Below are 19,863 nucleotides of genomic sequence, written 5' to 3'. Positions count from 1 at the left end.
AGTTCCATATGAAAGTATTACATCCAACGGTTAGTACAGGCTGCGAACGAGGCGAAGCCGAGAATGGAGCCTGTGCAGTGTTGGCAGCTGGCATTTTATCCATTGTCAATAGGCTTATCAAGCTTCCTAAGATTCCAGTTTTTCTTAATCCATTGTCCCTTTGAGAAGTCACTTTCCCATACCTTGCGGAAAGGTTGCTCTATCAGATTTATATCGGGCACATAAGTTAAAATATGCTCTGCTGATAACTGAAACTCAATCAGGCCTCCCAGCCCTTTGTAGTATTGCACTCCAAAGAATCCAAGCGAGTCCTTTAAGTTAGTTAGTTCTTCAAATTTATCGAATGGGTTACTCTGCGGAAAAATGGAATCTTGATTCACATTACTGGCAACAAAGGCATCTTTCCCATTATTGTTAATACCAGAAATTTTTAGTGTCCCGCTCTTGTCCCTAATGAACGCTATTCGCCACAAAGTTGTGTCAAGGGGGAACTCTGTGCTAAAATCCTTTATGAACTCTTCCTGCCCCACTACCCACAATTTAGTTGAGTCTGCTTGTGGTAGATAAACAACCCTATAGACGCTGCTATCTCCAGAGTTCCTGTACCATATACCCGCTTGACCACGTGGCACGTAGCTCCAAGACCTGAAAATCTCGATATTTGTCGAGTCAAAGGACTGGGCAATATTAAAAGCCTTTCTTTTAACTTCTGCTTCGCTCAACGGATTTTTGGTTGAACAACTGTTAAAAAGTAGCACCAAGCCAGTAAGTACTAATATGTAACTTCTATTTATCATTCCATTCTTACTGCTTACTGCCAACGTTACTCGTGCATAGTGTGGGCGAGGCGCAGCCGAAGCTTAAACTATGAACTTTGTTATACTTAATTTTTCTTATTGCAGTCTCTCAAAGCCTCTACTAATCCACAAAATTATATGTAGTAGAGCTGGTAAAAACACCCAGAACAAAGTAAAGTATAAACCTATTTTAAACAATTTTGGTCCGAAGGTTTTAGTTTTTACATTCATTATTTCACTAATCCAACCAAGAGTGTAACCTAAATTACATAGAAAGGCAAAGCCTAAAACTACTATTGGTTCTACTATGTCTTCCCATGGCTCCAGTTTAACCATCAGAGACATTATTGACATACTAATAAATCCACAAACTAAAACTATCACGTTATAGAGAGGCCTTCTTAGCTCCCACCACCCAATAATCTGTAAAGCGTTTCTGTCTTCATACTTAACAGTCAATAATGGATTGAGTAAATTCATAAACTACAATTAAGTACAACGGCCGCGTGCATGCGGAGCCTGAGCGTTAGCGAGGGTTGGGCATGCATTGTGTTGGCAAATGCTATTCTTCCTGTTTTTGAATTACCCATTTACCGTTTACACTCTCTCTGTAAGCGTAGTAGCCTTCGGGCATATCAGCCAGTTCAAGTATGGACGTATCCATTTTTATGATTTCGCCGAGTCCAACTATTTTAGCTACACTTTCAAAATCTTCAAATTCATCGTCGCTGAAGAACTGCCAAGCCCCGTCATCTGAATCATGAGTGACATAAGTGATTGGCTTATTTTCTTCAATCACAAATTTGGTAGTAAATACTGCTGTGTTTAGAGGCTCTTTAAATTCTTTCACTGACTGTGCATTAGTGTTACCAAATCCGAAAAGTGCCATAATAAGGGTGAGGAAGATTGTTTTCATTAATTTTAGTATTTGCCAACTACCGTATAGCAGGAGTATCTACTCCTACTATCTGCACTATGTGTGGAGTAGCATTGCTGCCTTTTATACAGGCTTTCTTCTCAAGACCGCCTTTTATTTCCGTCACCTCCATAGCGCAACACTAATATAGCTCTTTTCTAAAGATTGTGAAGCGGACTCACGATTTTGTCCAAGGCGTAGCTGGTCACATGCGTGTACACCTCGGTCGTCTTGCTGTTCCTGTGCCCGAGCAGCGTCTGGATATACCTCAGGTCGGTGCCCTGCTCCAGCAGATGGGTGGCAAAGGAGTGCCGGAGCGTGTGTGGGGTGGCATTGGTCTTTACCCCGGCCTTTTTCCTACAGGCTTGAAACACGTTCCGTAAGCTGTCTGCTGTGTATTGCCCGCCGAACTGCCCCTCAAAGAGCCATTCCTTCGGCTTGTACTCCTTATAATAGATCCTGAGGTTCTCCAGCAGCTTCTGCGAGAGCAGCGTGGTACGGTCTTTCTTGCCCTTACCTCCCCTAATCAGCAGCAGGTTCCTGTCCGACTTCACATCCGTTAGCTTTAAGTTGATTACCTCACCAATGCGGAGCCCCCCGGCGTAGAGCAGTTGCAGCATACAACGGTGCTTGAGATTGTAGGTGGCCTCCAGGATTTTCCTGACCTCCTCCTTGCTGAGCACGGTGGGCAGCCTGTCGGCTTTCTCGGGCCGCACCACATTATTAAGCTGCACCTCGTGGCGGCCCAGCACCCGCTGATAATAGAACTTAACCGCATTGATGCTCTGATTGATAAACGAGCAGGAATAGGCCCCGGCCTGCACCATCTGCCGGTGGTATTGGTTAATATTTTCCTCAGTAAAGGCGTTTATGTCATCCATGCCTCTGTCTTTGTGGCTGTTGAGGAAGCGCAGCAGCAGCGAGTGGTAGGTGCGGATCGTATTCATGGAATAGTTAAGCAACAAGAGCTTTTCCAGGTAGTCGATTGGGCAGGTGATGTAGTTTGTCCCTTTAAGGTAAGTCTGCTCCCAGAGCCGCGCAGTAGCACCACGTTGCGCACCACCAACTCCTGGCTCAGCCACAGCCAGCCCACGCCCTCCAGCTCCTCGGTCAGCTGCTGTATGTACTGTCCGCCCTCGGGTATGGCAAAACACTTCTGCTCCCGCTGCCAGTTGGTAAGGCTGCTGCGCATAAGCGTCTCGTAAACACTCTTACAAGGTTTAAAGGTGATGCTTATCACAGTCTTATTATCTGCCGTGAGTATGGGCTGGAGCTTCACCACCGGCAGACCAGGTAGCTTTGGGAGCGGCTCCCCCTGCTGCCCGCCCGTTAGTACCGGCACGAGCTTACTCGGTTTCAGCCTTTTGTCCTGTACAGATACCTCGTGTTTACCAGGGCTAGCCCCTGTAAGTGCGCGAATGTCATTTCCATGCTCTGCGGGCTATGGTGCATCACAAAGCACTTATAGGTTTTGCTGTACTTGATCCAAATAGCTTCTTTTAGCCGCTTCAAAATAAAAGGGTTAGGCTTGTGCCAAATACGAATATATTTTCTGCCCTCATGCTCTAAGGCGTTGAGGTAGATAACCGGCAGAGAAGAAGGAGAGTACATAATGCTTTGCTAACAATATCAGTGCAAGCAAGCACTAAAATTAGTATTAGCCGTAAATTATCCGGATACATCCGGTTGTATCCGGGCTATCCGTATTTACGCAGATAATTTACCTTAACTAAATAAGCAAACCAATGGAGCCTAAGAAGAAATTATGTGAAAACTGTAATGTTTTGATCACAGGCAGAGTGGACAAACGCTACTGTAGCGACCAGTGCCGTGCAACTGCTAGAAATCATCGGAAGGCACAGAACGCAGGCGAACGCCTGATGAAGGAGATTAACATCAAATTGCGCTACAACCGGCAGGTGCTGCAGCGTGCCAGCCCCGAGGGAAAAACCACACTGCGGCGCGAGGTGCTCCAGCTAGCAGGCTTCGACTTCCGCCACTTCACGCACCTGTACCGCACAAGCAAAGGCAATACCCACCACTTTTGCTATGATTACGGCTACCTGCTTCTGCCAGAAGAAAAGGTGCTAATAGTGAACTGGCAACCTTACATGGAAAAATGAAATACGAAATGTCAGGCAACTCTCTCCTTCCCAAGCATAACCTGTGCCGCTTCCCAAAGATCCTTCACCTGATACTCGTGCGCACCTGCGTTATACTTATCTCCTACAAGTATAGAACGTACCCCTACTTTACCAGCTGCCTGCAGGTCGCGCTCCGAGTCGCCTACCATCCAGCTCTGAGCGGTGTCAATGTTATACTTTGCGATGGCGCGTTCCAGCATCAGGCTGTTTGGTTTACGCGAAAGCGATTCTGAGTAATTCGGATGGCCGGGCGCATAGTAAATGGCATCTATCAAAGTGTCACAGCTTTCTTGTAGTTTGCTGTGGCAGGCCAGCACATCTTCTTTTTTATATAATTCTTTGGCAATGCCAGCTTGGTTCGTAACTACTATCAACAGGAATCCGTTCTTCTTCAGCAACCGCAAAGCCTCTGGCACACCCGGCAGCACTTCAAAATCATCCAATCTGTACGTGTATTCTCCGCGTTCCCTGTTCAATACACCGTCACGGTCCAGGAAAATGCATTTCTGCTGCTGCATGCTTAAGTTTTGTAGTTGATGTGCTAAAATTAGAATTTCTTCGTTTCAAATACATTAAAATTTAATAGAATATAGGCAACAGACAACCCCAAAAACCTGTCTATTAATGTAAAGGCCAGGGCAAAAAAGGGTTAGAAAAGTTGCAGAGGGTAACGTGTATGAGAGTTGCTATTATAGGTGCTGGTATTTCGGGATTGGCTTTAGCATATTACCTACAAAAACTGGGTATAGCTTACGACTTATTTGAGGCAGATGCTCAGGTTGGTGGTACTATGCGCACCCTTAAAACCAATGGCTACATTCTGGAACTAGGCCCTAACTCGCTGCAAACCTGCACAGAACTAAAAGAGCTTATCAGAGAACTAAAACTGGAGCACGAAGTCTTGCCTGCAGCCCCACTCGATCATCAACGGTATGTGTTGCGAGACGGCGAGTACCACCAGCTGCCTACGTCACCGTTCTCATTACTCTCCAACAACTTTTTTTCCTGGAAAACAAAGTACCGCATACTTCAGGAAAAAGACATACCGCCCGCCGATATAGATTATGAAACGGTTTCGCAGTTTTTTGAGCGTCGCTTTGGCAAAGACATTGTAGCCTATGGCGTGAACCCAGTTATTAATGGGATATATGCCGGTGATCCCAACCAATTGCTTATACACAAAGCTATACCACAGCTAAAGGCTATGGAGAAAAAATACGGATCTGTTTTACGTGGGCTTGTACATTATAAAGATTCTTATCACAGGCAGGAGGTGTTTAGCTTTGTTGAAGGCATGAGCACTTTGCCTAACGCTATTGCCGGAAAACTGGTGTCGCTGCACACACAACACCGCGTAGAAATGATTACCCGTGCGCATGGCAAGTATGTAGTATCCTGCGCCTCTTCCGGCGATTATGACACTGAAGAGTATAATATACTTGTATTAGCCCTGCCAGCGCATCAGGCTTCGGATTTGCTGCACTTTACTTTTCCGGGCATGGCGGCAGCCTTGCAAAATATTAATTATCCACCTATGGCCATGGTGTATACAGTTTATAACCGCCACGACGTAGGCCACCATTTAAAAGGCTTTGGAGCACTGCACCCTAAAGTAGAAGATACCTTTGCGGCTGGTTCTATCTGGACTAGCTCCGTGTTCGATGGCCGCTGCCGCCCACACGAGGTTATGTTTACTACTTTTGTCGGGGGCAGCCAATACGCACAGAACGCAATGGTAGAGCGTACACTGCAAATGCGCAAAGTGCACGAGGAATTACGCAGGCTTTATAATATTAACGCAGATAAGCCCATATTTCAGCACGCGCACCTGTGGGAGCACTCTATACCTCAATATGATTTATACATTGAGGATGCCCACGATATTGCTAAAACACTGGAGAAAGACGGCTTATTTATTTCTGCTAATTGGCAGGCAGGCGTTTCTGTGCCCAATTGTATTAAACACGCAAAGGAACTCGCTCATAAAATTAATTTAAAGCGCCCTTCACTCGTGAATAGCTGATTGCCTATATTTGCAGCATGAAAGACGCGCTGGTCATTATCCCAACCTACAACGAGCGGGAAAACATAGAGGCAATGGTGAGGAAGGTAATGTCGTTGAACCATCCGTTTGATCTGCTGATCATAGACGATGGTTCTCCTGACGGGACTGCTGATATTGTGCGCGATCTTCAACTGGAGTACCCCAACAGGCTGCATCTGGAAACACGCAAAGGTAAGCTGGGCCTTGGAACCGCTTATATCCATGGTTTTAAATATGCCCTGCGCCATAACTACGAGTACATCTTCGAGATGGACTGCGATTTTTCACACAACCCGGAAGACTTGGTTCGCCTATACAAAGCCTGCGCCGAAGAGGGCTATGATGTAGCCATTGGCAGCCGTTATGTACAAGGCGTAAATGTGGTAAACTGGCCTATGAACCGAGTGCTGATGTCGTGGTTTGCCAGCTGGTACGTGCGCCTGATCACCGGCATGCCAATACACGATACCACAGCCGGCTTTAAGTGCTACCGCCGCAAAGTGCTCAAAACTATCCAACTCAATAAGATCCGCTTTGTAGGCTACGCCTTCCAGATCGAAATGAAATTTCTGGCCTATAAGTATGGCTTTAAGATAAAAGAAGTTCCTATCATCTTTACCGACAGAACCAAAGGCGAATCTAAAATGTCGAGCGGAATTTTTAAGGAGGCCGTGCTAGGCGTGCTTAAGATGAAGGTGAGCAGTATTTTCCGCCATTACGATAGATACGAAGTATAATTGCTGTTTCTCGTTTAATGCAACTCGGTTTTTACCCTTCATTTCAGGTTCAGTTAAATGCTCCTGCTACAAGCCTAAACATACAGAATCGGTATTTTATCTTTTTCAAAATCATTCTGTAGTTTAGGCATACAACAAGCTAGCTTTTAAGTTAAATTTGCCTTTTAAGGTAAAGTATACCTTGGTCTGAAAACCTTTTTTGCGTTCCTACGCACGCTTATTATGAACGATATTGTCTTCTGGATCATATTCAACGTTTTTGTGCTCTTGCTTCTGGGGCTAGACTTGTTCGTTTTCCACAGAAAAGAACATGAAGTCAAAATTAAAGAAGCCTTGCTAACCAGTCTTTTCTGGATCGTGCTGGCGCTGGGCTTTAACGTATTAATCTATTTCTGGAGGGGGCAGGAGCCGGCACTTGAATTCCTGACGGGTTATCTTATCGAAAAATCACTCAGCGTTGACAACCTTTTCGTTTTCATCCTGATCTTCAACTACTTTAAAGTACCACTTAAGTACCAGCACAACCTCCTGTTCTGGGGTGTATTGGGGGCATTGGTACTTCGTGCGATCTTTATTGTTGTAGGTGTTGCCCTGATAGCCAAGTTCCATTTTATTATTTACATACTAGGTGCCTTTTTGGTGTATACAGGCATTAAAATGGCCTTTACCAAAGACCAGGATATAGACCCGGAGCACAACCCGCTGGTGAACTGGGTAAGCAAGCACATGCGTGTAACCAAAACGGCTGTGGGTGGCAAATTCTTTGTAAAGCAGAACGGCAAGCTGTTTGCCACTCCCCTGTTTCTGGTACTGATCATGATTGAGAGTACCGATGTGGTGTTTGCCGCCGACTCTATTCCGGCCATACTTGCCATTTCCAAAGATCCGTTTATCGTTTATACTTCCAACGTTTTTGCTCTGTTAGGCCTTCGTGCTTTATACTTTGCCCTGGCCGGTATTATGCAGCTATTCCATTACCTGCACTATGGTTTGTCGCTTATACTTGCTTTTATTGGAGTTAAATTGCTGTTAAGCGACATCTACCACCTGGACATGCGCATTGCTTTGCTGGTAGTAGGTGGTATACTGGCTGTTTCGGTTATTGCTTCTTTAATGTTCCCGAAACCAAAAGATGAGCTGCCGGAGCTGCCAATGGAAGAGAAAAAGCCGGATCAGAAAGTAAAATAAAAGCGTGATAATTTGTATTTCTGATATTTTATACTTTTAATTGTAGCTTAAAGAAGAAATCATGTACCAGTCATATTGCATTATGTTTGCCAATTCTCTGAAGGTTCCTCTGGCGGGGCTCCTGTGGTAGCATATTGTATATACTGAAAACGTACATCACTATACCAAAGGGGCCCTGCAGCAGCAGGCCCCCTTTTTGTTTTACAAAAGTCTCTAAACATCAGAGCAACTTAAACTTAAAAATGCCATGAGAGCAAGTACAACCACCATCAATGTAACACCAAAGAGCAGCTTCCGCCAGGCGGATGGCCAGATGGTGTTAATTGCTGGGCCATGCAGCGCCGAAACCGAAGACCAGATGCTGAAAACAGCCCAGCTGTTGAAAAATGTTAATGGCATTTCGGTCTTTAAAGCAGGCATCTGGAAATCCAGGACAAGGCCCAACAGCTTTGAGGGAGTGGGTACAACTGGTCTTGAGTGGCTACAGCTGGTAAAACAGGAAACCGGCTTAAAAACGACCTGCGATGTGGCCAACGCGCAACAGGCACAGGATGCGCTGCAGCACGGTGTGGATATACTTTGCATCAGCGGCCGCGCCACGGTAAACCCGTTTGCTATGCAGGACCTGGCCGCAGCCTTACAGGGCACTAACATTCCGGTGCTGGTTAACAACCCGGTTTACCCAGACCTGCGCCTGTGGATCGGCGCTTTGGAGCGTCTGCACCAGGCTGGCATCACAGACTTAGGTGCCATACACAGGGGCTTTGCCACCGACGAGCAGCACCCCTACCGCAACCACCCAAAGTGGGAGCACATGCTGGAGCTAAAACAGCAGTTACCTGAACTGCCTATACTTTGCGATGCCAGCCACATCGCCGGCAAGCGCAGCCTGCTTTACCCGGTAAGCCAGCGCGGCGTTGAGTTAGGTGTAGATGGTATGCTGTTCGAGTCTCATGTGAACCCGGTGGAGGCGCTAAGCAGCCCACAACAGCAACTAATGCCGCAGGAGCTGGAGCTGTTAGTGAACGCGGTAGTAACAAAGGTTAAACTAACCGAAACCACCCAAATGGTTGACCAGCTGGACGAGCTTAGCAAGCAAATCGGCTTCCTGGACAAGGAGTTAATGGAGCTGTTGCTGCGCCGCACCGAAGTCACGAAAAAGCTGAGCGGCCAGGGAGGCCTAAGCAGCCCATCAGTTTTACAGGCCAGCCCATGGCAAAAGCAACTGGAAGGCTGGCTGCAGCAGGACCAGGTAGCAGGCTTAGATGCAGGACTGATACAAACTGTTGTAGCAGCGCTGCAGGCGTCGCAGCCGGATAGTTTGGGGAGGTCTGCCGTAGCTTAAGTTAAAGCTGTGCCTATGCAACTTTACAAGGCACAGCTTTAATTTTGTTTTATGCTACATAGCCGGGCACATTTTCTACCTTTGCGCTGTTAAGCAGAAAGTATATCAAAAATATAAGAATACCTTTTTATGAAGACTCCAATTTCCCGTTTCCGAGTGATAGGCTTTTACGAAGGCCTTTCTTACTTGCTACTTTTGGGTATAGCCATGCCTGTAAAGTATATTCTTGGCATCCCTGAGCTTGTTAAGTATGTAGGTTGGGCACACGGCGTGTTATTTATTGCCTATATGTTTGCCTTGCTGCAGGTAACGCTGGAGCACAGATGGTCTTTTGGTAAGGTGGCCGCAGCTTTTGTAGCCTCTCTCCTGCCGTTTGGCCCTTTTATACTAGATAAGAAACTGCTCCAGAACGAGGAGAAAACAGAAGAGCAACAAAAGGAAAAGCAAGCCGCTTAAGCCACATAAAGTATAAACATAAAAATTCCCACCAGGTCATCTGGTGGGGATTTTTGTTTTAGATACATCTTACGTTTAGCGGAAAATCCTGATCGAGCCTCCTGTTCCATTGTTAGTTGGGTTCAGGTGCTTGTTGATGTTATAAGTAAAGCTAAGCATATAATACCGGCATAAGGAGTTCAGCGTTTCGCGCTCAATGTAAAGGGCATTGGCTGTCTGGTTTATGCCAGTGTTCCTGTCCAGCAGGTTGGTAGCAGATAGCTTTAACTCTCCGGCATTGTTCTTTAGAAACTGCCTTGATACAGCCACATTCAGCAATGGAATAGTCTGATTAAAGTTAGTGGCATTGTTGTCGTACACCAGGTAGTCAAAAGTAGCGTTTAGGTTGTAGTGTTTCAGGAATTTGTAGTTAGCATCGGCTGCATACGTTTTGTTCAGGAAAAACTGATCATTCTGATTCACATCTTCATACTTGGTGCGCTGCGCGGTAATATCAGCCCGAACACCAAAATTCAGATTCTCCTTTTGGTACGAATAACGAATGTTTCCCGTGGCACTTCTCACGTTCACATCATTCGCCACATCATTCAGTACACTGATGGTGTTCTGGTCACGCACGTTAGCTCCGAAGTGCAGCCTGCTGTTCAGCTTCTTAATGGGGTAAGTATAGTTGGCAAAAGCAGAGATCATGGTGCTGTAATCAACGTTTACTGGCTTTGTGGTTCTTACGGAGTTCTCGTCTATACTTTGCGAGGACACAATGGCATTAGTGGTGTGCATCACGTTTACCATACCAAAGAAGCTGCGCAGTGTGCCGGCATCAAAGCTGTTGTAGTTAAGCCTTACCTGGTGCATGTAGGATGGAATCAGGTTCTCGTTACCCACATAGATGTTAAGCGGGTTGCTGATGTCGGCCACAGGTTGCAGCTGACGTATGCTTGGCTCCTGCACCACCGTTTCGTAGTTAAAGTTTAGTCGGCGGTTATTTGCAAAATCGTAATTAAAGCGTGCTGTTGGCAACAGGTTGTAGAAGTCTCTGTCGATGTTTTGTTTACCATCCATATTACGCAGCCATACTTCGCCGTTCAGGTCGCTTTGCTGCAGGCTTGTGCTTAAGGTAAGGTTATACTTCTGGCGGTTTAGTTTATAGTTCACTCCCAGCCTGTGGTACAAGTATAAACTCTCATACATGTTACTCAGCGAAGTGTTTAATGTGCCTGCATCGCCCTCTAAATCATATACCTCCCTGTTAGACTCGCTTAGGTTGGCCCGGTGCGTATAGTTTGTTTCGAGATACTGCCTGTTGCCCAGCGGCTCGGTGTGCGAAACGCCCAGCGTCAGATTTCTGGTGTCGCTGTCCTGTTCGTTGCGCTGCCTTATCTGCTGGTCCTCACGGTTGGCAAAAGTCAGGTCGCTTTCGTAGGTGCCGTCTGTGTTATTCTGATTTGCCGACACATCTGCATTAACCGACATAAACCTGCCTGGCTTTGCAAAACGGTGGCGAAAAAGTATACTTGAGTTAAGGTTGTAGATGTTACCATTAGAGTAAGAGCGGGTGTCGCTGGCGTTTAGGACTTCATTATCTCTGCCGAAGTTACTTACCTGGCTGCTCTGGTCCTGCGTAATCTGGTTATAGCTCAGGCTGCCGGTTACTTTCAGGGAGTTTAGCGAGTCCAGCTTATAGTCAAGGGTAAAGTTGCCGCGGTGGTTCAGGTTGCCGCCGTCCTGCAAAGTTTTCTCTGTAGTGCGTGGGTTGCCGGCATTTAAAAGGTTGTCGCGCTCCACATCACGGCTGATGACTTGGTTCAGGTTGTTAAAAAAGTAGCTGCCGTTGGCCTCCGCTTTTTTAGTAAACTGATTGTTAAAATTAAGTCCTCCGGCTTGTGTGTTCATCAAGCCGTTCATGCGGCCACCCGTATTCAGCGGAATTCCATTAATTGTACTTCCAGCACCCGTGTTGTTAATAACGATCATACCGCCACCCATCCGGGACATGCCGCCGTTAAAATTGGTGTACTCATCAAAGCCAAAGCCCTGGCTGTTCACATTGTTGGCCATACCCAGAAAAGATAGCTGCTGCCCTTTCCTGAAACGGTTTATACTTGCCTTTGCCTGGTAGCGTTCATCGTTGCCCACACCTGCCATTACGTTTCCAAAGGCACTATTACGCTTCTCCTCCTTCAGTTGCAGGTTAATGGTTTTCTCCCGCTGTCCGTCGTCTATACCCGAAAAAGTGGCCTGATCTGATTTCTTATCAAACACTTGTACTTTATCAATCGCATCGGCTGGCAGGTTCTTCGTGGCCATTTTAGGGTCTCTTCCGAAAAACTCTTTACCGTCTACCGTCACACGCTGCACCCGCTCTCCCTGCATTGTTACGTTGCCTTCGGCATCTACCTCTACACCGGGCAGCTTTTTCAGGAGATCTTCTACGGCTGCGTTTGGCTGTGTTTTAAAGGAGCCGGCATTAAACTCTACCGTATCCTTCTTTATCACTACAGGGCTTTTCTCTCCCTGCACCAGCACCTCTTTCAACTCATTACTCTGTGGCTGTAGTTTTATACTTCCCAGGTCCAACACTGCACTTGCCTCTGGAAAAACTATTTTCTGAAAGTATGGATTAAAGCCAAGAAACGATACCTTGAACAGGTAATCTCCTTTGTGCACCCCCTTTATCTCGAATGTACCCTGTGCATCGGTAGCACCAAAGTTTACCAGTGAGGAGTCTTTGGCCTGTAGCACCAGCACAGTGGCAGCTGGTAGTGCGGCGTCTGTATTATCCAGCACACGCCCCTTTACAGAATATTTTTGCGCAAAGGAGGCATGGCTGATGATCAGGAAAACCAGCAGTAGTAGCTTCTTCATAGTTTTATGTTTTTAGGGTAGTCTGCTTAGTTCCTGATGATGATATTCCCGCCGTTTGCACCTCGTTGCTTCAGCTGCTCTGCCACCATGTCCTGGTACTGCTTGTCTGTTACTTTCTCTCCTTTAACAGGCTCATTTAATTCGTTCTTTTTAAGACCCCTGAACTCAACTTTAGTAGCACGTGTAACACGAAGTCCATTATCAAAGTCAATTTCCAGGACGGCGCCTGGCAGAGAGGTAAAGTTATCCGGCCCCAGGTTTGGGCGCAGTTTATCGGTATACCAGGCTACAGTGGTCTTGCCTGATTTTTCGTCGGTGTAAAAGGCTTGGCGGCAAGTATAGCCCTGTATAGTTTTGGTCTCGTCGCCAAATTTCCAGGGCAGAATGGTAAGGGAGTCCTGGGTGATATAGTTTTTGCCCATGAATTCACGCAGTTGTAAGCGCCTTTCCTGCGCGGTATTGATGTAGGTCTGGTTCTGAGGTATTCGAACCATCATAACCGCGCTACCGCTACCGCTTGCCGCAGCCATATCATCCTCTTCATCTATCAGCGGCTTATACAGCGACTCTGTGTCATTAAAAGTGAGGATATTCCGGGTAGTCCTGAACTCCGGTATCATGTCTTTCATTTGGGCACGATCAGCCGGAATGTTGCGGTGCATGTTCATCTTAGATTCATAGGTAATTGCCCCCTGTGTTTGGGCAAACCCCACCTGCGATACCAGCATCAGTATCAAGGTTCCGACTATTGTAAAGGTAGTTTTCATAAGGCTGCTTTTTTATGTAAATGTAGCAGCCACGACCATTGCTTTTAGTTAAGGTCTGTTAACAAGAAGTTAAAGAAAAGTTAAAGTTTGAGGTGAGGGTGGATGCGAAGTGGTAGCTTGTGGAGGTACCAAATCGAAGCATTAAAGTTAATTTATACTTTAGCAAATGTAGCAGGTCCTAGTATCCTACTTAAAGTATAACAAACTAACCCACACTTGCAGCACGTTCCTCAACTGCAGCTGTACGTGCCAAACGCTGTGAAATAATGCTGGCTGCCAGCAGCTGAAGCGCATGGTAAATCATAATCGGCAGAAGTATAATGCCTACCATGTTAGCATCCGGGAAAAGAACTTTAGACATAACCGTGCCGTGCACCAGCGATTTTTTGGAGCCGCAGAAAATAGCCGTGATCCTGTCTTCGCGGTTAAAGCCTAGCAGCTTGCTTAGCAGGTGGATGAGCCCGTACACCAGGAAGAAAAGCCCCACCATAACAGCGCCAAGTATAAACAGGTTGCTGATACTAAAGCCGCTAAACATATTGCGGGCAAACGATTCGCAGAACGAAGTATAAACGATGAGCAGAATAATGATCTGGTCGAAGATGCGCAGCTTACTTTTGTTTTTCTCCGCAAAATTGCCCCAATAGCGATGCAGCACAATGCCAAGTATAACCGGCAACAGCACTTGCAGCACCAGCTTGCCCATAATGCTCCAGATATCGAACCCCTCGGCGCTGGCTTGCAGGAAGAGGCCCATCCAGAGCGGCGTAATAAAGATCCCAATCAGGCTAGAGATGCTGGCGTTAAAAATGGCTGCCGGAATGTTACCTCCTGCTATCGACACCATCACCACCGACGACGATACCGTTGACGGAAGTGCAGCCAGGTAAAAGGTCCCTAACCAGAGCAGCTCATTCTTACTGCCTTCAAAAAAAGTATGAAAAGGCAACACCAGCAACGGGAAGAGTACAAACGTACAGAGCTGCACCACCCCATGCAGTCGCCAGCTGCTCAGGCCAGACCTGAGTTTATCAGGGCTCAGGCGCAAACCATAAAAGAAGAAGATCACCGATACGCCGTAATTGGCTATGTCTCCCAGGGAGATCGGCTCACGGTCTATGCCTATTTGTGGCCATAGATACGCCAGCAAGATCATGCCTATTAATGCTGCCAGAAACCAATCTAGCCCCAGCTTCGATGCTTTTGCTCCTGCTCTTGGTATTAGACCTACCAGGCCTTTAGAGTTTTGCTGCGATGTAGGTTGTGGCTTGCTGTTCACGTGGTGGAAGTATGGCTATCATGTATAAAAGCAGCGGCCCCAAAGTATGAACCCGGGGCCGCTGCAATTTATTTTTTATACTTTAAAAGTCAAGCAGATCAATGGTCTCCAGCTCAAATTGTGTGGTGTCTTCGTCTCCGGCATCAGGAGCAGTAACAATAATATCACGAGCCCGGCCATAGAGCGTTACATTCGGATACAGATACTCATACTCTTCCTGCGTTATCAGGCCCCGGCGGCGCATAATGCCACCAACTAACCTATAGTAGTAGCCTTTGTGGCTTCGCAGATTTCCGTAGCTGTCGAAAGACGAACGGAAGCGTTTTGGGCTTGGAATGATGCTGGTCAGGAAGATGGCCTCGTTTAGGCTAAGTTCGTTAGGCTGTTTACCAAAATAGAACCTGCTGGCATCCTTGGCACCGTATACATCTGGTCCCCACTCAATAATGTTCAGGTATACTTCGAACATGCGGTTTTTTGATACGAGGTCTAAGTTCTCGATCAGCCAAACAATAATAGCCTCCTCTACCTTTCGAGCCACAGTTTTCTTGCGCTCCAGGAACACATTCTTCACCAGCTGCATCGAAATGGTACTGGCGCCACGGGCAAACTCCCCTTCTTCTATGTTCTTGATAATCGCCTGCCTGAAAGCCTCTTCGTGGAAGCCCTCATGACTATAGAAACCAGCATCCTCGGCAGTAAGTATGGCATTGCGCAAGTGCCGTGAAATTTGGTTAATGGGCACATAAAACGGGTTGGCGGGGCCAACAGTAAAAGTTCTGACTGGTTTGCCATACTCATAAACGGTATGCACAAAAGAGCCGTTGATTTTCTGAATATTGGTATTGCCCCACTCTAGAATTTTAAAGTCTTTTGAGGCTTCCAGGTCAGAATTGAACACCACTTGCTCCAGGCTATCCCGGTTCAGGTGGAACTGCATGTTATACTTTAAATCTCCCTGCGCCTTTATACCATCCAGGTTTTCGAACAAGCCTGTAGGAAGTGAGCCAAAAAAGTCGTTTGCCTGCTGCCACTCTGTTCTTACCTTCAGGTCGTAAATTTTAGAAGGCTTATTTTGGTAAGCGGCATATACGTTTGCTTTGGCGCTGTTCACGCGAACCTCTGTGGCACTGTCTACTTCAAAAAAGTTTTCACCAAGCGTTACTACGTAATCTACTGCACTACTCTTTACAAGTATATCCTCATCGTTCAGCTTTTCGTGGTTCAGCACCAGGTTGTCTATCATGGCGCGGCCTTGTACAGTAAGCTTCTCATTTCGGAACCGTTTGTTTGTCAGGCTTAGATGCAGCGTATCAAAGGCCACCTCTCCGTCAAATTTCTTTTTCACGTACGGCATGCGTATCCCCTTTTTATCGAAGGCATACAAGCTGGCTGAGATATTATAGTTTCTTGGGTCGATGGTGCCACGCACACGCATGTTGTTCTCTATAGAGTCAGCAAGTATAGTAACCTGCGACTCCACATATCCATCATCCATGCGCAGGAACGGCATTCTCACATCTATTTCTCTGTTCGGAGATTTATACGAGGCATTCAGGTTCCGGAAGTCTACCTGGTCGGGCACGTTATCGAAAGCAGTTTCTATTACCCGGTTTAGCAGTGCGCCATAGTTGCGGCCTTTGGTGGTATCTACTGGCTGAGTGGGTTCTGCACGCTTAAACAGGAAATCAAAGTTATTTACGTCGCCGTTCTTTCGTGCCGTCAGGTAGCCATCGCTTACTTCCAGACGCTTAAATACAATCCTGCCTTTAAAGATAGACCTAAAGCTTACTGTAGCATGAACGCTGTCGGTTGTAAAGAGCGTGTCGAGGCCATGGGGCACAAAAGAGATGTTATTTAGAACTACAGAGTTCCAATCCACAAACTCAGCATTGCCAATGTTCAGGTCGGCAGGATACTTGTTTTCTACTTTAGAGATAACACGCGAAATAGTATAGTCTAAAACTCTGCTTCGGAAACTGAACAGCAACACTACCATTACCAGTAGAAAGGCCAGCACGCCGCCACCCCAAATGAGTATTTTATTTTTCAATCGTCGGTCCAAAATATTCAGGTGCGAATTAACTAATAAGATTTGTATCTAAAAAAATGAGCAGGCAATTATAGTTGCATAAGTAACAATCAGAGGCAGCTATATATTGCACTTACAATTCTAAAACATCATACGGCAGTTTGTACGATAAGATTATTCTTCTTGCTGCACGTGCACAAGCATTGTGCCAATAAACAGATTATCTGCCATACTTTACCACCCAAAACCATCAGATAATCAACATATTATACTTATACCTACGTAAGAAACCGCATCAAAAGTAAAAACAGCATGTACAAAACTACTGTAATGCTTTATTGGCTTACTTTGGCAAACCTGTTTATCTTTGCCTGATAACCTCTGCTATCATGAACTTAACAACACTTACTGCCATATCGCCGGTAGATGGCCGCTACCGCCGCAACACATCTGAGCTTGCCGATTATTTTTCTGAGTTTGGCCTGATTCGTTACCGGGTGCTTGTGGAGATAGAGTACTTTATAGCCTTATGCGAACTGCCTTTGCCACAGCTGCAAAACGTAGATAAGAGCCTCTACCCTGCCCTGCGTGATATTTACAACAACTTTACCGAGGCCGATGCCCTTGAGATAAAGGACACTGAAAAAATAACGAACCATGATGTAAAGGCAGTTGAGTACTTTATAAAAAATAAGTTTGATGCGCTAAATCTGGCTGATTATAAGGAGTTCATTCACTTCGGCCTTACTTCCCAGGATATCAACAACACGGCTATACCCCTATCGCTGCGCGATGCGAATGAGCGTGTGCTACAACCCGGTTACCAGCAACTGCACCAGCGCCTGAGTGAACTGGCTATAGATTGGAAAGATGTGCCCATGCTGGCACACACACACGGACAGCCTGCTTCTCCTACCCGCTTGGGCAAAGAGTTTATGGTGTTTGCCGAGCGCCTGGAGGCCCAACTGGATTTGCTGCGACAGGTGCCTTTCTCGGCTAAGTTTGGTGGTGCCACCGGTAATTTTAACGCACACCACATTGCGTACCCAAGTATAAACTGGCCCGAGTTTGGAAATATATTCGTGCAGCAGGCACTTGGCTTAAAGCGTAGCCAATACACCACCCAGATAGAGCACTACGATAATTTAGCGGCATACTTCGACGGTCTGAAACGACTGAACACGATTCTACTGGATTTTTCAAGAGACATCTGGCAGTATATCTCGATGGGCTACTTTAAACAAAAGATAAAAGCTGGTGAAGTTGGCTCTTCGGCTATGCCGCACAAGGTAAACCCTATTGACTTTGAGAACGCAGAAGGAAACCTGGGCATCGCTAATGCTATACTAGAGCATTTATCAGCTAAACTGCCCATCTCACGCCTGCAGCGCGACCTAACTGACTCTACTGTGCTGCGCAACGTAGGTGTGCCGCTGGCGCATATTGTTATTGCTTTAAAATCTTTGGAGCGTGGTATCAGCAAACTGGAACTGAACCATGCCGCTCTTAATCATCATCTGGAAGAAAACTGGGCTGTTGTAGCAGAGGGTATCCAAACAGTTTTACGCCGCGAAGGTTACCCACAGCCATACGAGGCATTGAAGGCTTTAACTCGCAAAAACGAGAAAATGACGGAACAGTCTATCCACAGCTTTATCGATACCCTGAATGTAAGCGATGCCATAAAACAGGAGCTGAAGCAGATTACACCGTTTAATTATACTGGAGTAGACCTTCTGTAACAAGTATAAAGTATAAAAGGAAAGCCCCTGCAGCAAGTGCTGCAGGGGCTTTCCTTTTATACTTTATCTGAGTGTGCATTAAGAAGACTGTAGTGCTACGGTAGCCAAACTATCTTTCTCGCCTATCAATACCGGCTTCTACCGGATTCCCTGCCCTAAAGGTAGCTACCGCTTTATCTCCTGCATACAAGGTTAATACATCCCCGGATCTTCTGTATGTGGTTGTACTGCGCAATGCCTCCATCAGCCTGTTTTCTACATCTATGTTAGGGCAGCTCATGCGGGTACTTGCAAGTTCTGTCAGCTGAAGGCTGGTGTCTGTAAGTTTATACTTTCCGTTAAACTTGTTGCAACCGGCAAACCCAAAAACGTCGGCCTCATTTTCCTGAAAACGGATATAAGACATCCGATTGTCCTGCGCCTCCGGTATATTCTGCCCCTCAACGGAAAGCAGCATCCAATACGCATCAAGAATTGTTTCGTCATCGGCTAGTTGTGTGGCAGGCTTTGCAGTACAGGCTTGCACACAAGCCGCGACCAGAAGTATAAAGCAAAGTTTACATATACTTTTCATATAGCTAATTTCGTGTGGTGTGATCATACTTTATACCTTACGGAGCATCTAGCTAGAAAGTATAAAACAGCTTATGTTTAAAGAAAAAGCCTGCAGTTTAGGCTGCAGGCTTTCTTGGTATAGTGGCAAGTTGATTATGTGCCATATGTATCGTAACCGTAGGTACCGGCGCTGCTCCACGAACCGTAGTCCGGACCTGAGCGGCCGTAGCGGTTTTCGCGGCTGCTTCTGCGTTCACCATCATTGGAGCCAACCTTGTTTTGTTGCTCGCTTACATAAGCGCGGTTAGAAGCATAAGATCCTGTAGCGTAGTTATCGTCCCGTCTGTTTCTTGGGCTTCTTATTTCGCCGCTGTACTTAAAGTCACTGTTGTCGTAGGTGCCTTCGTAATAAGGGCTCTCTCCACTCATGCGGCTTCTGCCGTAATCATTGTCTTCGCGGCGTTCACGGATAGGGCCACGATCTACGTAATGGTCTGCGGTTCCGGCATTATAGCTTCTATAGCGATCGTCGGTACGGTTTTCGTCGCGGGCAAACTCATCGTATCGGCGGCCGCTGCCGCTGTAGCGATAGCTGTTGTCTTGGCGGCTGTAGCGGTCGCTGCCAAAGTTATCGCCTCTGCTGTGTCGGCTGTCACGCTCGCTGCGCCAGCCAAATTCGTTGCCTGCGCCATAGTTTCTGTTTCGGTTGTTATCCATGTATGGGTTAGGGTCGCCGTAATGGTAATGGTCGCTGCCACTTTGGTTTTCGGTTACTTCTCTGTAGCTGCTAGCACCGTAACCTCCTACCGGTCCGCCGGCACCAAAACTTGTATTACCGGTGCCTCTTACATTTCTGTACTCATGGCCTTTATCAGGCATGCCATAGTAGTTGCCACGACCACTATAACGGTCGCGGTAGTTTTCAAATGGTTTGTTGCGGCTTTCACCGTAGTTATTCCTGTTGTCTTGATATCTATCGTTTCTTTCCATAGGTGA

Annotated in this window: 19 protein-coding genes; 7 read left to right on the top strand and 12 right to left on the bottom strand. The window is 46.5% G+C overall.

All coding sequences use genetic code 11. The features are described 5' to 3' along the window. Window positions 1-95: 95 nt before the first annotated feature. From WG943_RS06385 to WG943_RS06365, 5 genes are all read right to left on the bottom strand, one after another. Complete coding sequence (locus WG943_RS06385; protein ID WP_340407582.1) at window positions 96-722, bottom strand: hypothetical protein; 627 nt, start codon at window positions 720-722, stop codon at window positions 96-98. A 171-nt stretch (window positions 723-893) separates the two neighbouring features. Beyond that, on the bottom strand, window positions 894-1,277 hold the full coding sequence (locus tag WG943_RS06380) for a hypothetical protein (RefSeq protein ID WP_340407581.1): 384 nt from the start codon (window positions 1,275-1,277) through the stop codon (window positions 894-896). An 82-nt stretch (window positions 1,278-1,359) separates the two neighbouring features. Next, entirely contained in the window at window positions 1,360-1,713 is a 354-nt protein-coding gene (locus WG943_RS06375) for an immunity protein Imm33 domain-containing protein (RefSeq protein WP_340407579.1), read from the bottom strand. 158 nt (window positions 1,714-1,871) lie between these two features. Further along, a complete protein-coding gene (locus WG943_RS06370; protein ID WP_340407577.1) occupies window positions 1,872-2,660 on the bottom strand; it encodes a tyrosine-type recombinase/integrase in 789 nt (262 codons plus the stop codon). Continuing rightward, on the bottom strand, window positions 2,657-3,055 hold the full coding sequence (locus WG943_RS06365) for a hypothetical protein (protein WP_340407576.1): 399 nt from the start codon (window positions 3,053-3,055) through the stop codon (window positions 2,657-2,659). The genes WG943_RS06370 and WG943_RS06365 overlap by 4 nt, the downstream gene beginning before the upstream one ends. A gap of 442 nt (window positions 3,056-3,497) precedes the next feature. On the opposite strand from WG943_RS06365, the gene WG943_RS06360 reads away from it, so the two are divergent. Then, on the top strand, window positions 3,498-3,836 hold the full coding sequence (locus tag WG943_RS06360) for a hypothetical protein (RefSeq protein ID WP_340407575.1): 339 nt from the start codon (window positions 3,498-3,500) through the stop codon (window positions 3,834-3,836). Window positions 3,837-3,847: 11 nt separating this feature from the next. Here WG943_RS06360 and WG943_RS06355 read toward each other — a convergent pair whose 3' ends face one another. Beyond that, window positions 3,848-4,375, bottom strand: a complete 528-nt coding sequence (locus WG943_RS06355; protein ID WP_340407573.1) for a D-glycero-alpha-D-manno-heptose-1,7-bisphosphate 7-phosphatase — start codon at window positions 4,373-4,375, stop codon at window positions 3,848-3,850. Between the two features lie 158 nt (window positions 4,376-4,533). Between WG943_RS06355 and hemG the strand changes: the two genes are divergently transcribed. The 5 genes from hemG (at window position 4,534) to WG943_RS06330 (ending at window position 9,627) form a co-directional block, all read left to right on the top strand. Then, entirely contained in the window at window positions 4,534-5,880 is a 1,347-nt protein-coding gene (gene hemG, locus WG943_RS06350; RefSeq protein WP_340407572.1) for a protoporphyrinogen oxidase, read from the top strand. Between the two features lie 17 nt (window positions 5,881-5,897). Further along, window positions 5,898-6,638, top strand: coding sequence for a polyprenol monophosphomannose synthase (locus WG943_RS06345; RefSeq protein ID WP_340407570.1), 741 nt, complete (start codon window positions 5,898-5,900; stop codon window positions 6,636-6,638). A 222-nt stretch (window positions 6,639-6,860) separates the two neighbouring features. Further along, a complete protein-coding gene (locus WG943_RS06340; protein WP_340407569.1) occupies window positions 6,861-7,826 on the top strand; it encodes a TerC family protein in 966 nt (321 codons plus the stop codon). A gap of 247 nt (window positions 7,827-8,073) precedes the next feature. Beyond that, window positions 8,074-9,171: a 3-deoxy-7-phosphoheptulonate synthase gene (locus WG943_RS06335; RefSeq protein WP_340407568.1), complete on the top strand. Its 1,098-nt coding sequence runs from the start codon at window positions 8,074-8,076 to the stop codon at window positions 9,169-9,171. 129 nt (window positions 9,172-9,300) lie between these two features. Continuing rightward, a complete protein-coding gene (locus tag WG943_RS06330) occupies window positions 9,301-9,627 on the top strand; it encodes a DUF3817 domain-containing protein (RefSeq protein WP_340407567.1) in 327 nt (108 codons plus the stop codon). 75 nt (window positions 9,628-9,702) lie between these two features. Here the strand turns inward: WG943_RS06330 and WG943_RS06325 are convergent, their stop codons facing one another. From WG943_RS06325 to WG943_RS06310, 4 genes are all read right to left on the bottom strand, one after another. Continuing rightward, entirely contained in the window at window positions 9,703-12,492 is a 2,790-nt protein-coding gene (locus tag WG943_RS06325) for an outer membrane beta-barrel protein (RefSeq protein ID WP_340407566.1), read from the bottom strand. A gap of 26 nt (window positions 12,493-12,518) precedes the next feature. After that, window positions 12,519-13,259 (bottom strand): GLPGLI family protein, encoded by a 741-nt coding sequence (locus WG943_RS06320; protein ID WP_340407565.1) that lies wholly within the window; start codon window positions 13,257-13,259, stop codon window positions 12,519-12,521. Between the two features lie 205 nt (window positions 13,260-13,464). After that, complete coding sequence (locus tag WG943_RS06315; RefSeq protein WP_340407690.1) at window positions 13,465-14,481, bottom strand: bile acid:sodium symporter family protein; 1,017 nt, start codon at window positions 14,479-14,481, stop codon at window positions 13,465-13,467. A 139-nt stretch (window positions 14,482-14,620) separates the two neighbouring features. Then, window positions 14,621-16,591, bottom strand: coding sequence for a biosynthetic peptidoglycan transglycosylase (locus WG943_RS06310; RefSeq protein WP_340407563.1), 1,971 nt, complete (start codon window positions 16,589-16,591; stop codon window positions 14,621-14,623). A gap of 368 nt (window positions 16,592-16,959) precedes the next feature. Here WG943_RS06310 and purB point away from each other — a divergent pair, with 368 nt between their 5' ends. Next, window positions 16,960-18,312, top strand: a complete 1,353-nt coding sequence (purB, locus tag WG943_RS06305; RefSeq protein ID WP_340407561.1) for an adenylosuccinate lyase — start codon at window positions 16,960-16,962, stop codon at window positions 18,310-18,312. Window positions 18,313-18,421: 109 nt separating this feature from the next. Here the strand turns inward: purB and WG943_RS06300 are convergent, their stop codons facing one another. Together WG943_RS06300 and WG943_RS06295 are read right to left on the bottom strand one after the other, a co-directional pair. Then, a complete protein-coding gene (locus WG943_RS06300; protein ID WP_340407559.1) occupies window positions 18,422-18,913 on the bottom strand; it encodes an META domain-containing protein in 492 nt (163 codons plus the stop codon). A 107-nt stretch (window positions 18,914-19,020) separates the two neighbouring features. After that, on the bottom strand, window positions 19,021-19,857 hold the full coding sequence (locus tag WG943_RS06295) for a hypothetical protein (RefSeq protein WP_340407557.1): 837 nt from the start codon (window positions 19,855-19,857) through the stop codon (window positions 19,021-19,023). Between the last annotated feature and the right edge of the window lie 6 nt (window positions 19,858-19,863).

Source organism: Pontibacter sp. H249 (assembly GCF_037892465.1).
Lineage (GTDB): Bacteria > Bacteroidota > Bacteroidia > Cytophagales > Hymenobacteraceae > Pontibacter.
The sequence above is the reverse complement of the archived record's forward strand: the minus strand, read 5'-3'. Positions and strand labels throughout refer to the sequence as shown.

What these genes read in the sequence shown, in the direction of transcription:
- WG943_RS06340 (WP_340407569.1), top strand. Translation starts at nt 6,861, where the DNA reads ATGAACGATATTGTCTTCTGGATCATATTCAACGTTTTTGTGCTCTTG.
- WG943_RS06370 (WP_340407577.1), bottom strand. Translation starts at nt 2,660, where the DNA reads ATGAATACGATCCGCACCTACCACTCGCTGCTGCTGCGCTTCCTCAAC.
- WG943_RS06325 (WP_340407566.1), bottom strand. Translation starts at nt 12,492, where the DNA reads ATGAAGAAGCTACTACTGCTGGTTTTCCTGATCATCAGCCATGCCTCC.
- WG943_RS06295 (WP_340407557.1), bottom strand. Translation starts at nt 19,857, where the DNA reads ATGGAAAGAAACGATAGATATCAAGACAACAGGAATAACTACGGTGAA.
- WG943_RS06335 (WP_340407568.1), top strand. Translation starts at nt 8,074, where the DNA reads ATGAGAGCAAGTACAACCACCATCAATGTAACACCAAAGAGCAGCTTC.
- purB (WP_340407561.1), top strand. Translation starts at nt 16,960, where the DNA reads ATGAACTTAACAACACTTACTGCCATATCGCCGGTAGATGGCCGCTAC.
- hemG (WP_340407572.1), top strand. Translation starts at nt 4,534, where the DNA reads ATGAGAGTTGCTATTATAGGTGCTGGTATTTCGGGATTGGCTTTAGCA.
- WG943_RS06380 (WP_340407581.1), bottom strand. Translation starts at nt 1,277, where the DNA reads ATGAATTTACTCAATCCATTATTGACTGTTAAGTATGAAGACAGAAAC.
- WG943_RS06300 (WP_340407559.1), bottom strand. Translation starts at nt 18,913, where the DNA reads ATGATCACACCACACGAAATTAGCTATATGAAAAGTATATGTAAACTT.
- WG943_RS06355 (WP_340407573.1), bottom strand. Translation starts at nt 4,375, where the DNA reads ATGCAGCAGCAGAAATGCATTTTCCTGGACCGTGACGGTGTATTGAAC.
- WG943_RS06375 (WP_340407579.1), bottom strand. Translation starts at nt 1,713, where the DNA reads ATGAAAACAATCTTCCTCACCCTTATTATGGCACTTTTCGGATTTGGT.
- WG943_RS06345 (WP_340407570.1), top strand. Translation starts at nt 5,898, where the DNA reads ATGAAAGACGCGCTGGTCATTATCCCAACCTACAACGAGCGGGAAAAC.
- WG943_RS06330 (WP_340407567.1), top strand. Translation starts at nt 9,301, where the DNA reads ATGAAGACTCCAATTTCCCGTTTCCGAGTGATAGGCTTTTACGAAGGC.
- WG943_RS06320 (WP_340407565.1), bottom strand. Translation starts at nt 13,259, where the DNA reads ATGAAAACTACCTTTACAATAGTCGGAACCTTGATACTGATGCTGGTA.